At 56.8% G+C, this 14,586-nt stretch carries 11 protein-coding genes; 5 read left to right on the top strand and 6 right to left on the bottom strand.

All coding sequences use genetic code 11. The features are described from left to right. Positions 1 to 76 precede the first annotated feature (76 nt). A complete protein-coding gene (gene cysQ, locus CWM57_RS13940) occupies positions 77 to 820 on the top strand; it encodes a 3'(2'),5'-bisphosphate nucleotidase CysQ (protein ID WP_074387262.1) in 744 nt (247 codons plus the stop codon). Here the strand turns inward: cysQ and CWM57_RS13935 are convergent. Beyond that, positions 810 to 1,367 carry a YtfJ family protein gene (locus CWM57_RS13935; RefSeq protein ID WP_074387261.1) on the bottom strand — a complete coding sequence of 186 codons (558 nt, stop codon included), beginning with the start codon at positions 1,365 to 1,367 and terminating at the stop codon, positions 810 to 812. The two genes, cysQ and CWM57_RS13935, sit on opposite strands and share 11 nt — an antisense overlap. Positions 1,368 to 1,690: 323 nt before the next feature. Here CWM57_RS13935 and CWM57_RS13930 point away from each other — a divergent pair, with 323 nt between their 5' ends. Then, positions 1,691 to 1,897, top strand: a complete 207-nt coding sequence (locus CWM57_RS13930; protein WP_002886707.1) for a DUF1107 domain-containing protein — start codon at positions 1,691 to 1,693, stop codon at positions 1,895 to 1,897. A gap of 61 nt (positions 1,898 to 1,958) precedes the next feature. Here CWM57_RS13930 and araC read toward each other — a convergent pair whose 3' ends face one another. From araC to msrA, 5 genes are all read right to left on the bottom strand, one after another. After that, positions 1,959 to 2,831, bottom strand: coding sequence for an arabinose operon transcriptional regulator AraC (gene araC / locus CWM57_RS13925; RefSeq protein ID WP_004178353.1), 873 nt, complete (start codon positions 2,829 to 2,831; stop codon positions 1,959 to 1,961). A 30-nt stretch (positions 2,832 to 2,861) separates the two neighbouring features. Beyond that, a complete protein-coding gene (locus tag CWM57_RS13920; RefSeq protein WP_100631240.1) occupies positions 2,862 to 4,871 on the bottom strand; it encodes a beta-galactosidase in 2,010 nt (669 codons plus the stop codon). A gap of 18 nt (positions 4,872 to 4,889) precedes the next feature. Continuing rightward, the gene (locus CWM57_RS13915) at positions 4,890 to 6,122 is read right to left on the bottom strand and encodes an oligosaccharide MFS transporter (protein ID WP_012543096.1); all 1,233 of its coding nucleotides are present in this window, start codon (positions 6,120 to 6,122) and stop codon (positions 4,890 to 4,892) included. 202 nt (positions 6,123 to 6,324) lie between these two features. Next, positions 6,325 to 7,662: a hemolysin family protein gene (locus CWM57_RS13910; RefSeq protein ID WP_061156001.1), complete on the bottom strand. Its 1,338-nt coding sequence runs from the start codon at positions 7,660 to 7,662 to the stop codon at positions 6,325 to 6,327. Between the two features lie 180 nt (positions 7,663 to 7,842). Further along, on the bottom strand, positions 7,843 to 8,481 hold the full coding sequence (gene msrA / locus CWM57_RS13905; RefSeq protein ID WP_074387260.1) for a peptide-methionine (S)-S-oxide reductase MsrA: 639 nt from the start codon (positions 8,479 to 8,481) through the stop codon (positions 7,843 to 7,845). 208 nt (positions 8,482 to 8,689) lie between these two features. On the opposite strand from msrA, the gene tamA reads away from it, so the two are divergent. From tamA to CWM57_RS13890, 3 genes are read left to right on the top strand one after another with little or no spacing between them, the layout of a single operon-like run. Beyond that, positions 8,690 to 10,423: an autotransporter assembly complex protein TamA gene (tamA, locus tag CWM57_RS13900; protein WP_074387259.1), complete on the top strand. Its 1,734-nt coding sequence runs from the start codon at positions 8,690 to 8,692 to the stop codon at positions 10,421 to 10,423. Then, positions 10,420 to 14,196, top strand: a complete 3,777-nt coding sequence (gene tamB, locus CWM57_RS13895) for an autotransporter assembly complex protein TamB (protein ID WP_074387258.1) — start codon at positions 10,420 to 10,422, stop codon at positions 14,194 to 14,196. Before tamA ends, tamB begins: the two co-directional genes overlap by 4 nt. 2 nt (positions 14,197 to 14,198) lie before the next feature. After that, positions 14,199 to 14,543, top strand: coding sequence for a gamma-glutamylcyclotransferase (locus tag CWM57_RS13890; protein ID WP_008807149.1), 345 nt, complete (start codon positions 14,199 to 14,201; stop codon positions 14,541 to 14,543). The last annotated feature ends 43 nt before the right edge of the window (positions 14,544 to 14,586 follow it).

The following is a 14,586-nucleotide window of genomic DNA, read 5'->3' as shown; positions in this document are numbered from 1 at the left end:
CAGATAGCGGAACTCGCGGTGATGCGATATAAATAAAACAACGAGTTAACGCCACTGTAACCAGACGAGGTGGAGAATGTTAGAACAAGTATGTCAGCTTGCACGGAACGCGGGCGATGCCATCATGGAAGTCTACGATGGAAACCAGCCGATTAACGTGGCCAGCAAGAAAGATGATTCTCCGGTCACGGCGGCGGATATCGCAGCGCACAACGTCATCATCAGCGGTCTGCAAGCGCTGGATCCTGACACCCCGGTTCTCTCCGAAGAGGACCCGCCAGCGTGGGAGGTACGCCAGCACTGGCAGCGCTACTGGCTGGTCGATCCGCTGGACGGCACCAAAGAATTTATTAAGCGTAACGGCGAATTCACCGTCAATATCGCGCTGATTGAAAACGGCAAGCCGACGCTGGGCGTCGTCTATGCGCCGGTGATGAAGGTGATGTACAGCGCGGAAAAAGGTAAAGCATGGAAAGAAGAGTGCGGCGTGCGCAAGCAGATCCAGGTCCGCGATGCCCGTCCGCCGCTGGTGGTAATCAGCCGCTCTCACGGTAACGATCCGGAGCTGCAGGAGTACCTTGAGCAACTGGGCGAGCATCAAACCACTTCTATCGGATCTTCGCTGAAGTTCTGCCTGGTGGCGGAAGGCCAGGCCCAGCTCTATCCGCGCTTCGGGCCGACCAGCACCTGGGACACCGCCGCCGGCCACGCGGTCGCGGTGGCCGCCGGGGCGCATGTTCACGACTGGCAGGGCAAAACCCTCGATTACACGCCGCGTGAATCCTTCCTCAACCCCGGCTTCCGGGTCTCTATTTATTAAGCAGCTTATGCAGCAGGTCGATCACCTGCTGCACCTCCTGCTGGGTCAGCGCACCGTCTTTGGCCCACTGCACGCGCCCATCCTTATCCAGCACCACGATCGCCGAGCTCTTCTCGTCCAGCTGCCAGGCTTTACGCGCCAGCCCATTGCTGTCGACAATAAACTGCGACCACGGGAAGAGCTTTTTATTACTCTCAATGCTGCTGCGCACGAACATGCCGGTGCCCGGAATGGCATCGTCGGTGTTGACGATAGTGGTGGTCTGGTAGCGATCGTGCGGGAAGCCTGCCGCTTTAATCGCTTCGATCAGGTTGGCATTTTTCTCTTTTGCTGACGAGCGTCCGGCGATGTGCTGGATGACTCGCACTTTGCCCACCAGCTGCGAGCTATTCCAGTTTTTATAGCTAAACTGATCATTATCCAGAATGAGTTCTCCCCGATCCGCGACGCCGACCGGCGCCACACGCTGGCCGTCGACGAAGTTATGCGCTGTGGCCAGCAGCGGGAGAAGCAGTAACGAGGCGGCCAGTATGCTACGTAGGGTCATGCGCAATCCTTAATCATTTTTATGCAGGTGATCCGACCACTTGGTCTCGTTTAATCATAAGTGCGATTGGCGGCGATTACCCGCAATGAGGATGCCAGTTTGTGTGTTGACGCACAAATCAGTAGAAAAACGGCGACTTATACTTACTTCATCGTATGTCCGAAACGAAAATTCTGAATTATTGTCATCAAACGGTAAATAAACTTATACACACTGGGTCCCTCTGAGATTCTGGACTATAGTTTTAGGGCATTAAAATTTGCGCTCCCGATACGTGGGCTAACTGTGGCACCACAGGAGCGTAACCCTGGCAGGAGAGAAGAATGAAAATTTTCCAACGCTACAATCCGCTGCAAGTGGCGAAGTACGTGAAGATCCTGTTTCGTGGACGGTTGTACATCAAGGACGTTGGCGCATTTGAATTTGATAAGGGCAAAATCCTTATCCCGAAGGTAAAGGACAAGCTGCATCTGTCAGTGATGTCCGAAGTCAATCGTCAGGTGTTGCGTCTGCAAACTGAGATGGCATAACCTGAAACGTAGCAGTACGTAGTAGGTAAAAGACGGCTCCCGATGGGAGCCGTTGATGTTTTTAGCCCTTCATTTCCGCATAGCGTTTGCGATATTCGCCCGGTGGGATGCCGTTATGTTTACGAAAAAGGCGGGTGAAATAGACCGGATCGCTGTAACCCACCGATAAAGCAATTTTGTTAAGTGGGAGCGAGGTGCTCTGAATAAGCCACCTGGCGCGGTTGATGCGCTGCGTTTCCCGCCACGCATAGACCGTTTGCCCCAGTTCATTTTTGAAAAGGTGCGCCAGACGTGAAGGGGAGATAAACACCATCGCCGCCAGGGTCTCGATTTTTACCTCCTGCGCAATATGGGCGTTAAGATAGTCGCAGATGGCGTTAATCCGTGGGTCGTGGGCATGGCGGTTGCTAATGGGCTGCTGCTGAAAACAGCGGAGAATTAATCTCTCCAGCGCGTTCATTGCCAGCGCTTCTGACAGCGGTACGGACGCAGAGTGGTGGCGTATTACTTCGTAGAAAAGATCGCGCAGCTGCTGGAGCTGGTCAGGATCGTTAATGGTTGTTTTGCCGATACCGTGGGTGGTTTGGTCCCACTTTAGCCAGTCTATCCAGTAGGGGCGGGGGATAAAGTAGATCCACAGATGGTCCCAGTACTCGCTGTGTTCGTCCCTGCCGTAATGATGGGGCACGCCGGGAGGAAACAGCAACAGATCGTTTTCCCGGCACAGCAGGAAGCCATCGCCCGCTTTCGCCCGCGCCTGGCCGCGCAGGGTCAGATTAATGATGTAACCTTTCATCCCCTGCGGGCGATTAATGTAGTAGTCCAGCGTGGAGCCGCGGGTAATCGGCGTGAAGCCTGCGACGACCCAGGCATTGAAGGTAAAGGTTTTCATCAATGGCGAGAAATTGAGTAGCTCATTGATATCCAGTTCCATTCTCTCTCCCACCTGAGCGCCGCCGCGTCGTTAGCTTTCGATGATAGTAAATTCCCAGGCCCTGAGGCGCAACGGCTGGCCGACGTCTACAGCCTCCCCGCTCAGCAGCGCGGTACCCGCGGTCTCGCTGACAACATCCAGCGCCTCGCCGGAGTAATTGAACAGGAAGTGGATAGTATTTCCGGCTCGGTTACGCATCTTTTTAACCACTAACGGATAGCGATAGGCGGAAGTTCGCGAGTTCAGCGTGAGATCCGCCGTCAGGACATCAAACAGCTGGCTAATCAGGCGCTTCTGCGGCAGGAAGCCAACGTACAGGGCGCGTCCCTGACCGTAATCTGCCGCCGTTGCGGCGGCGTATTCGCCCCATGCCGGATGCTGATAGCGCAACAGTGTGCGGGTTCCGCCATCGGGCGTCAGCAACTCCATCCACAGCTCAGCCTGATTATCATTGCGGCAATCAATCTCTGCGCAGCAAGAGCTTACCGTCGCCGCTTCCGGCAGGGTGAACTGGCTGTAGCTGACGCCGCAGCTCTGGCGCAAAATCCCCGGCTGCGCGCTGTTGCGCACCTTGACATTTTCATCGCTAAAGCCTGATTTAAAGCCGATCAGCGCTCTGCCGCCCCGGGCGATATAGTCGTTAATCCGCGTTAGCAGGCCATCATCGGCGGCGTACAGACCGGGAACGAGCAGCACCCGGTAGCGCGAGGTTTCCTCGTTCACATCGTGGATGATGTCGAGGCTGATATTGTGGTCATACAGCGCATCGTGGAAGCGGCGGAAGATATCGTTATAAATGTTGCCCTCGGCATCGCCGGGACGGAAGTGATTGAGGGCGTCCATCGCCTCATTGCTTATTAGCAACGCGACGTCATTTTCGGCCTTCAGCTCCGCCAGCTGCGGCGACAGGCGGGCGAAATCGGCGCCGATGGTGGTGGCTTCCTGCCAGGTTGGGTTGCGCGAGAAGTCGTGACTGAGCAGCCCCTTCCAGTAGGTTTCGAAGGCGTTATGAATCGAATGCCAGTGCCAGTAGGAGACCATGGCGGCGCCGGAGGCGATATGGCTGAATGCCTGCAGGCGCAGCTGGCCCGGGAAGGGGGTCCACTGGGCGAAGCCCTGTGCCTGGGTTTCCAGCACGAAGTAGTTCTGGCCCGGCTTAAGCGAGCGGGTGATGGCGCCGCCAAAGGCGATTTCCCGCCCGGTCAGGTGCGCCTGACTCGGGTGATAGATATCGACACCGGCGATATCCAGCGCCTGCGCCGTCGCAAAATGGTCGACCCGCGGCTGCACGCCGTAAGAGTAACCGCGCCATTCGAAATCGAAGTTGTGGGTGACGAACTGGTGCGGCTGGGCGTATTCCCGAACGATGGCCGCCTGCCAGGCCAGATACTCGGTGACCTGCTGACGCTGATAGCGGGAGAAGGCGCAGGCGAGGCTGGCGTTGATGGTGTTTTCCACCGGCGGAAAATCCTGCCAGCGGTCAATGCGGTTGCTCCAGTAATCCAGGCCGAAATCGCGATTCAGCTGCCGGAGGTCAGGATATTTCTCCTGCAGGCTGCGCACGAAGCCCTCCTGCATATAGCGGCCAATATTGTCGTAATGCTTGGTTTCGTTATCCAGTTGCCAGCCGATAATCGCCGGATGGTGCTGCACATGGGCCATCAGCGTGCGGATAATTTTTTCGGCATAGCGGCGAAAGGTCGGATTGACGATATCCATGATCTGCCGCGGGCCATATTTTTGCTGCCCCGCGACGGTGGTGACCAGAATATCGGGATGTTTCGCCGCCAGCCAGGCCGGTACCGCATAGGTCGGCGTCCCGACGATGACCGCAATGCCGGCCTCATGCATCGCCTCCAGCACCCGGTCGATATGGTAGAAATTGTACTGGCCCTCTTCAGGCTCCAGCGTACTCCAGGTGGACTCGGCAATACGCACCACGTTAATGCCGGTTTCGCGCATTAAGGCGATATCCTTAGCCAGCCGATCTTCCGGCATATATTCATCATAATACGCCACGCCATAAAATAAATGAGACATACACACTACCTCCTGACATTAATTCGCGGGCACCGGTTGTGAAGCGAAGACACGCGCTTTATCCAGCGTAATAAAAGAAATGAGCGTGAAGCACAGAGCGATACCGCCGAGTACGATATAACTGCTGGTAAAGCCCATGCTCTGGTACATATGGCCGATACCGGTCGAGAGAAAAATAGAGCTAAAGCTTTTCGAAAACTGGAAGCCAATTAAGTAAACGGTCGCTGACAGCAGAGGGTTAAAGTTAGCGGTAATATATTTTAGCGCCGCGACGAGGAGCACCGAGCTTTCAAAGCCGTGGAGGAGTTTAATCAGGCTGATGGATACCGGGCCAATAGCCCATGCGGAGCCGATAATGCGCAAGCTCATAATCAGCCCGCAGTATAACAGCGCATTTTTCGGGCCGATTTTATTCACAAACCATGGCGCAAAGAACATCACGATGGCATCAAGGAAAATCTGACCCGTGGTTAAATAACCGAAGACTTCTGCACCCCGGGCTTTACTCTCAAAGAAATGGCTGTAATAGATAGCGAACTGCTGGTCATAGGTTTCATAGACCGCCCCGACGCCAATGACATAGAGGGCGAAGAACCAGAATTTTTTAATTTTTAACAGCGAGACGGCATCGCGGAGGGTAACCGGCGAGGCTTTGCCAGACAGCAACCCCTGCTGCGGGTGGGCGCTGATCTGCATTTTCCAGACAATGACCAGCAGGCAGACGCCTGCGCCGCTGGCCAACCAGAAAATCATATTCTGATCAATGCCGTAGAGTTTTCCTGCCGCAAAGGTGCCGATCGCGGCGCCGATGCCGCCGAACATCCGCGCCCGGCCAAATTCGAAACCGGAGGCGCGGCTGACTTTATCAATGTAGGCTTCGCAAACCCCGCAGCCTGCGCCGTAGGCCATGCCAATATAAAGGCCGCCAGCCAGCGCGCCGAGGAACACATTTATTTTTAACAGGGGAGCAAAGACATAGATCCAGTAAGGGGCGAATAACGTGATTATAATCGCCAGCATCCACATCAGATTTTTACGATATACCAGTTTATCGGAGATGAAGCCGAATAACGGCTGAACGCAGACGGCGACAATAGCGGTAAAGGAATAGACCAGACCGACGTCCGTATAATTGATGCCGATGGTCTCCGTTAACCACAGTGATAAATAGGGGTAGCAGCATCCCCAGCCTATAAAGAAGAACAGGAAAAACAGACAGCTGATAAAGTAATTTTTATTTGACATTATCATGGTAACCCTCGCTTCCTTTATTCAGGAATATGATCGTGTAGACGCGAGCAACGTTACCTTTTTGCGCGACGAGGAGTCATGAACGTTCCGCTATCGAGCAGGAGTAATCTGCTATCGGCAGAGGGTCGTGAGCCGCTTCACATTCGGGACATAAAAAAAGGGCGGATGGTTATCCGCCCTGAAAATAGAGGAAGGGTTACGCTCAGGCGTTCTGGCTTTCCGCCGCTTCCGCCTGCTTCGGCACCAGCACCGTTGGCTTGTTATCGATGCGGGTCACCAGCAGCTGGTCGATACGGTAGTTATCGATATCCACGACCTCAAACTTATACCCGGAGAACTTCACCGCGTCGGTACGTTTGGGGATTTTACGCAGCATAAACATCATAAAGCCGCCGATGGTCTCGTAATTCCCGGACTGCGGGAACTCGTCGATATCCAGCACACGCATCACGTCATCAATCGGCGTGCCGCCATCGATCAGCCACGAGTTTTCATCACGGGCGACGATCTGCTCTTCCAGCCCCTGGCCGACGAGGTCGCCCATCAGGGTGGTCATCACGTCGTTCAGCGTGATAATGCCGACGACCAGCGCATATTCATTCATGATCACCGCGAAGTCTTCCCCGGCGGCTTTGAAGCTTTCCAGCGCTTCCGACAGGGTCAGGGTGTCCGGCACGATCAGCGTGTTACGGATCTGCACGCCGCCGGTCAGCACCAGGCTCTGGTTTGCCAGCACGCGGTTGAGCAGATCTTTTGAATCGACGTAACCGATAATGTGGTCGATATCTTCATTACAGACGAGGAATTTCGAGTGCGGATGTTCGGCCACTTTATTCTTCAGGCTCTGCTCGTCTTCGTGTAAATCAAACCAAATGACGTTTTCGCGCGGGGTCATGGAGGAAGGAACGGTACGGGACTCCAGCTCGAACACGTTCTCAATCAGCTCGTGCTCCTGCTTGCGCAGCACCCCGGCCAGCGCGCCGGCTTCGACGACGGCATAGATATCGTCGGAAGTAATATCGTCTTTACGCACCATCGGCAGTTTGAAGATGCGGAAGATCATGTTGGCCATGCCGTTAAACAACCACACCAGCGGGCGGAAGACTAACAGGCAGAAGCGCATCGGGTTGATGATGCGCAGGGCCACGGTTTCGGGCGCAATCATACCGATGCGTTTCGGAGTCAGGTCAGCAAACAGGATGAACAAGCTGGTGACCAGGGTAAAAGAGATGATGAAGCTCAGCTGCTCGGAGAGCTCCGGCGACATATACCCGCTGAGCAGGCTATAAAAAGCCGGGGAGAAGGCTGCGTCGCCCACGATACCACCAAGAATAGCAACGGCGTTGAGGCCAATCTGCACGACGGTAAAGAAGGTACCTGGGTTCTCCTGCATCTTCAGCACGCGCTGTGCGTTGACGTTGCCTTCATCGGCCAGCAGTTTCAGTTTGATTTTACGTGAGGCGGCCAGTGAGATTTCCGATATCGAAAAAAAAGCACTGACGGCTATCAGACAGAGTATTACTAAAATACTGTTTAACATATCTTTTCTGACCGTAGAGGTCAGATCCTCGGAAGGGAAGTTGATAACTTAAATGTGGAATACATAAAAAACCGGTCCGAAGGCGCTGGACCGGCTGTCACACTGAGTAGTATAGCGTAAGGGAATGTAAAGCCGCCAGAGCGTTCATTAACCGCCTCGCTGTAGAGGCAGAAATCAGAATTACGCCTGAGGCGGCAGGCACACGCCGATGCCGCCGATGCCGCAATAGCCGTGCGGGTTTTTATACAGATACTGCTGATGATCGTCCTCGGCATAGTAGAACGGTTTGGCGGTAGCGATCTCGGTAGTGATGTGGCGGGTATCGTGCGCATCATTCATCGCCGCCTGGAAGCGGGCGAGACTGGCCTTTGCCGCTGCCGTTTGTTCCGGCGTCAGCGGGTAAATCGCCGAACGGTACTGGGTACCGTGGTCGTTCCCCTGTCGCATGCCTTGCGCCGGATCGTGATTTTCCCAGAACACCTGCAATAACTGCTCATAGCTAATCACCTGCGGATCGTAAACCACGCGCACCGCTTCCGCGTGGCCGGTCTGGCCGCTGCACACTTCGCGATAGGTCGGATTCGGCGTATAGCCACCGGTGTAGCCTGCGGCGGTGCTGTAAACCCCCGGCAATTGCCAGAACAGGCGTTCAACTCCCCAGAAGCAGCCCATGGCGAACAGCGCCACTTCCATCCCCGCCGGGACGTTGGTCATCGAGTGGCCGTTAACTGCGTGGAGCGTCGCCACTGGCATGGGGGTATTGCGTCCAGGCAGCGCATCCGCCTGGGCGACAAGATGCGTTTTATCAAATAGACTCACGGTTGGCCTCTCAATACAGAAATCGTCGTTAAGGTTGTAACGAAGCGTGTCTTTTAACACAATAAACACGCGTAATACGTCTAGATTAATACATAAGAATTATTTGGGTTATTGCCACTTTTTCAACCCTGGTTGTTAGGGTTTTGTTAAGCCGTGGAGCGGCGCCAGTGTTTCCTGTGGGGGGAAACAGGGATATTCAGGAGAAAATGTGCTAAAAATCCGCCAGTTATGTGTCACCAGCCTTTTGCTGGTCAGCGGGATCGCCAGCGCAGCGAATGTGCGTTTGCAGGTTGAGGGATTATCCGGGGAGCTGGAGAGAAACGTTCGCGCCCAGCTTTCCACGATCCAGAGTGATGAAGTCACGCCGGATCGTCGCTTTCGCGCGCGCGTCGATGACGCCATTCGCGAAGGTCTGAAAGCGCTGGGTTATTACGAGCCGACGATTGAATTTGATTTACGTCCGCCGCCGCAAAGGGGGCGTCAGGTGCTGATCGCCAAAGTGACCCCGGGTGAACCGGTGCGCATTGGCGGAACCGAGGTGATTCTGCGCGGCGGCGCCCGTACCGATAGCGACTATCTGGCGCTGCTAAAAACGCGTCCGGCCATCGGGACGGTGCTGAACCATGGCGATTATGACGGTTTCAAGAGCTCGTTGACCCGCGTCGCCCTGCGCAAAGGCTACTTTGACAGCGAGTTCAACAAAAGCCAGCTCGGGGTCTCCCTTGACCGCCACCAGGCGTTCTGGGATATCGATTACGACAGCGGCGAGCGCTATCGCTTTGGTCACGTCACCTTCTCCGGATCGCAAATTCGCGATGAATACCTGCAAAACCTCGTGCCGTTTAAAGAGGGCGACTACTACACCTCGCAGGATCTGGCCGAGCTAAACCGCCGCCTGGCGGCGACCGGCTGGTTCAGTTCGGTGGTGGTGGCGCCTGATTTTGCGAAATCACGGAAAACCAAGGTGCTGCCTCTGCAGGGCGTTGTTTCGCCACGCAAAGAGAACACCGTGGAAACCGGGGTTGGCTTTTCAACCGATGTCGGGCCGCGCGTGAAAGCCACGTGGAAAAAACCGTGGATGAACTCGTATGGCCACAGCCTGACCTCCAGCATCAGTCTCTCTGCCCCGGAGCAGCAGTTCGACTTTACCTACAAAGTCCCGCTGCTGAAGAGCCCGCTGGAGCAGTACTATCTGATGCAGGGCGGCTTTAAGCGCACCGATCTTAATGACACCCAGGCCGACTCCACCACGCTTGGTGTATCGCGTTTCTGGGAGATGTCGAGCGGCTGGCAGCGGGCGATCAACCTGCGCTGGAGCCTGGACCACTTTACCCAGGCGAACGTCACCAACACCACCATGCTGATTTACCCTGGGGTCTCGGTGAACCGCACCCGATCCCGCGGTGGTCTGATGCCCACCTGGGGCGATTCACAGCGCTACTCCGTGGACTACTCCAACACCATGTGGGGCTCGGACATCAACTTCATCGTGATGCAGGCCCAGGACGTCTGGATCCGTACCCTCTATGACCGCCACCGCTTTGTGGTGCGCGGCAACCTGGGCTGGATCGAAGCGGACAACTTTGACAAGGTGCCGCCGGACCTGCGCTTTTTCGCCGGGGGCGATCGCAGTATTCGCGGCTATAAATACAAATCCATCTCGCCGAAGGACGATGACGGCAAGCTAATCGGGGCCTCAAAGCTGGCGACCGGCTCGCTGGAGTATCAGTACAACGTCAGTGGTAAATGGTGGGGGGCCGTGTTTGTCGATAGCGGCGAAGCGGTCAGCGATATTCGCGAGAGCGATTTCAAAACCGGCGCCGGGGTGGGCGTGCGCTGGCAGTCGCCGGTGGGGCCGATCAAGCTGGATATCGCCCGGCCGATCGGCGACAAAGAAGAGCATGGTTTACAGTTTTACATCGGTCTGGGGCCTGAATTATGAGTTTATGGAAGAAGATAAGCCTCGGCGTCTTAATCGTGTTGGTGCTCCTGCTGGGCACCGTCGGGTTCCTGGTGGGGACGACCACCGGCTTGCATCTGGTGTTCAAAGCGGCGGATCGCTGGGTACCAGGGCTGGATATCGGCAACGTCACCGGTGGCTGGCGTGATTTAACCCTCGATAATGTTCGCTACGAGCAGCCCGGCGTGGCGGTCACCGCTGGCCAGTTTCACCTCAGCGTCCGGTTGCGCTGCCTGTGGGACAGCAGCCTGTGCGTGAACGACATCGCGCTGCGCGATATTTACGTCGCCGTCGATACCAAGAAGATGCCGCCCGCCGCGCCGGTCGAGGAAGAAGACAGCGGGCCGCTGAATCTCTCCACCCCTTATCCGATCACCCTCAGCCGCGTCGCGCTGCATAACGTCAACGTTAAAATCGACGATACCGCAGTGTCCGTGCGCGATTTTTCCACCGGCCTGAACTGGCAGGAGAAAAACCTGACCCTGACGCCGACCTCGCTGCAGGGGCTGCTGATTGCCCTGCCGAAGGTGGCGAAAGTGGCGCAGGAGCAGGTGGTCGAGCCGAAAATCGACAACCCGCAGCCGCAGGAAAAACCGCTCGGCGAGACGATGACCGACCTCTTCTCGCAGCCGGTACTGCCGGCAATGACCGATGTGCACCTGCCGCTGAACCTCAATATTCAGGCGTTCCGCGGGGAGCAGCTGCGCCTGACCGGCGATACCGACATCACCGTGTATAACCTGCTGCTGAAAGTCAGCAGTATCGACGGCCAGATGAAGCTCGACGCCCTTGATATCGACTCCGATCAGGGCAAGGTCAGCGCCTCGGGCAGCGCGCAGCTGCAGGATAACTGGCCGGTGGACATTACCCTCGCCGGAACGCTGAACGTTGACCCGATGAAAGGGGAGAAGGTGCAGCTGAAGGTGGGCGGCGAAGTACGTAAAACGCTCAAGGTCGGGGTGGACTTAAGCGGGCCGGTCGCGGCCACGCTGCGCGCGGATGCGCAGCTGGCGGAGGCCGGGCTGCCGCTCAATATGGAGCTGAAGAGTAAGCAGCTCGCCTGGCCATTCAGCGGCGAGAAGCAGTTCCAGGCCGACGATGTTCAGCTGAAGTTCAGCGGCAAAATGACCGACTACGCGCTGGCCTTCTCCACGGCGGTGAAAGGTCAGTCGCTGCCGCCGGCGAAAATCACCCTCAACGCCAAAGGCAATGAGCGGCAGATTAATCTCGACAAGCTGACGGTCAACGCCCTGGAAGGGAAAACCGAGCTGAAGGCGCTGCTCGACTGGCAGCAGGCGATCAGCTGGCGCGGCGAGCTGACCCTTGACGGGATCAACACCGCCAAAGAGGTGCCGGACTGGCCGTCGAAGCTCAACGGCATGATCAAGACCCAGGGCAGCCTGTACGGCGGCAGCTGGCAGATGTCGGTGCCGGAGCTGAAAATTACCGGCAACGTGAAGCAGAACAAAGTGGATGTTTCGGGCTCGCTGCAGGGTAACAGCTATCTGCAGTGGAAAATCCCGGGCCTGCACCTGGCGTTAGGCCCGAACAGTGCCGATATCAAAGGCGAGCTGGGGGTGAAGGATCTTAATCTCGACGCCACCATCGATGCCCCGCATCTGGATAATGCGCTGCCGGGGCTCGGCGGAACGGCGAAGGGGCTGGTGAAAGTGCGCGGCACTGTCGATGCGCCGCAGCTGCTGGCTGACATCACCGCCCGGGCGCTGCGCTGGCAGGAACTGACCATCGCCCAGGTCAACGTCAAAGGGGACGTGAAATCCACCGATCAGATTGGCGGTAACCTGGATGTGCGGGTAGATCGCATTAGCCAGCCGGGGGTCAATATCAGTCTGGTGCAGCTCAATGCCAAAGGTACTGAGAAGCAGCATGAGCTGCGGCTGCGGGTGCAGGGCGATCCGGTTTCCGGCCAGCTGACGCTGGCAGGTAGCTTCGATCGTCAGGCCGAACGCTGGAGAGGCTCCCTGAGCGATACCCGCTTCCAGACGCCGGTGGGGCCGGTAGCGCTGACGCGCAGCATTGCGCTGGACTACCGCAACCAGGAGCAGAAAATCAGCATCGGGCCACACTGCTGGAGCAACCCGAACGCCGAGCTCTGCGTCCCTGAGACCATCGACGCGGGCGCCAGCGGGCGTGCGCGAGTGAATCTCAACCGCTTCGATCTGGCGATGCTCAAGCCGTTTATGCCGGAGGCGACCCAGGCCAGCGGCGTCTTTACCGGTAATGCCGATGTGAGCTGGGACACCACCAAAGAGGGGCTGCCGCAGGGCAAAGTGACCCTCAGCGGGCGCAACGTCAAGGTGACCCAGGTGGTCAATGACGCGCCGCTGCCGGTGGCGTTCGATACGCTGAATCTCAGCGCCGACCTGCATAACAATCGCGCCGAGCTGGGCTGGCTTATCCGCCTGACCAACAATGGTCAACTGGATGGGCAGGTGCAGGTCACCGACCCGCAGGGGCGGCGTAATCTCGGCGGCAACGTCAATATCAGCAACTTCTCGCTGGCGATGATCAACCCGATTTTCGCACGCGGCGAAAAAGCTGAGGGGAGGCTCAACGCCCGTCTGCGTCTGGGCGGCAACGTGAAAAGCCCGCAGCTGTTCGGCCAGATGCAACTGAGCGGGGTGGATATCGATGGCAACTTCATGCCGTTTGATATGCAGCCGAGCCAGCTGGCGATGAACTTCAACGGCACGCGCTCGACCCTGCAGGGGACGGTGAACACCCGCCAGGGGCAAATCGCTCTCAGCGGCAACGCCGACTGGACGCAGATCGATAACTGGCGGGCACAGATTGCGGCGAAGGGCAGCCGGGTGCGGATCACGGTGCCGCCAATGGTACGTCTCGATGTGTCGCCGGACGTGGTGTTTACCGCCACGCCGAGCCTGTTCAGCCTTGATGGCAAGGTGGATGTGCCCTGGGCGCGGATCGTGGTCAACGAGGTGCCGGAGAGCGCGGTTGGCGTGTCTTCTGATGAAGTGATGCTGGATAAAAACCTCAAGCCGATTAACCAGCAGAGCGCCGGTATCCCGATCAACAGCAACCTGACGATTCACGTCGGCAACAACGTGCGTCTGGAAGCCTTTGGTCTGAAAGCGCGTCTGACCGGTGATTTGAAAGTGGCACAGGATAAACAAGGGTTGGGTCTCAACGGGCAGATCAATATTCCGGACGGCCGCTTCCACGCCTATGGTCAGGATCTGATTGTTCGCAAAGGGGAGCTGCTGTTCTCCGGTCCGCCGGATCAGCCGCTGCTGAATATCGAAGCGATTCGTAACCCGGATGCTACCGAAGACGATGTGATCGCCGGCGTTCGCGTCACCGGCTCCGCCGATCAGCCGAAAGCGGAGATCTTCTCTGACCCGGTGATGTCCCAGCAGGAAGCGCTATCTTATCTGCTGCGCGGCCAGGGTTTGAGCAGCGGACAGAGCGATAGTGCCGCGATGACCTCAATGCTTATTGGAATGGGGGTTGCACAAAGTGGTCAGGTTGTGGGTAAAATCGGCGAGACGTTTGGCGTAAGCAATTTGGCGTTGGACACCGAAGGGGTAGGCGACTCTTCCCAGGTGGTGGTCAGCGGCTATGTACTGCCGGGTCTGCAGGTAAAATATGGGGTCGGTATTTTCGATTCCCTGGCGACGCTGACTTTACGTTATCGCCTGATGCCTAGGCTATATGTGGAAGCGGTGTCTGGCATTGACCAGGCGCTCGATTTGCTCTATCAGTTTGAGTTTTAGCAATGCGAATATTTGTTTACGGCAGTTTACGACGCAAACAAGGCAACAGCCACTGGATGACCAACGCTCAGTGGCTGGGCGCTCATAGTGTCAACGATTATCAGCTGTACAGCCTGGGCCACTATCCAGGCGCGGTGCCCGGCGAAGGCACAGTACATGGTGAAGTTTATCGTATTGATGCATCGACGCTAGCCGAACTGGATGCGCTACGCACGAAGGGGGGCGAGTATGCGCGCCACCTCATTCAGACGCCTTACGGCAGCGCATGGATGTATGTGTATCAACGTTCCGTTGAGGGATGCACGTTGATAGCGAACGGCAACTGGTTGGATCGCGACCAGTACTAACCACGACAGCGCCACCTTCGGGTGGCGTTGTTTTTTATGCCCC

This window comes from Klebsiella sp. G-Nf4, from assembly GCF_002810615.1.
Lineage (GTDB): Bacteria > Pseudomonadota > Gammaproteobacteria > Enterobacterales > Enterobacteriaceae > Klebsiella > Klebsiella variicola.
This window is presented reverse-complemented; position numbering and strand designations above follow the sequence as displayed.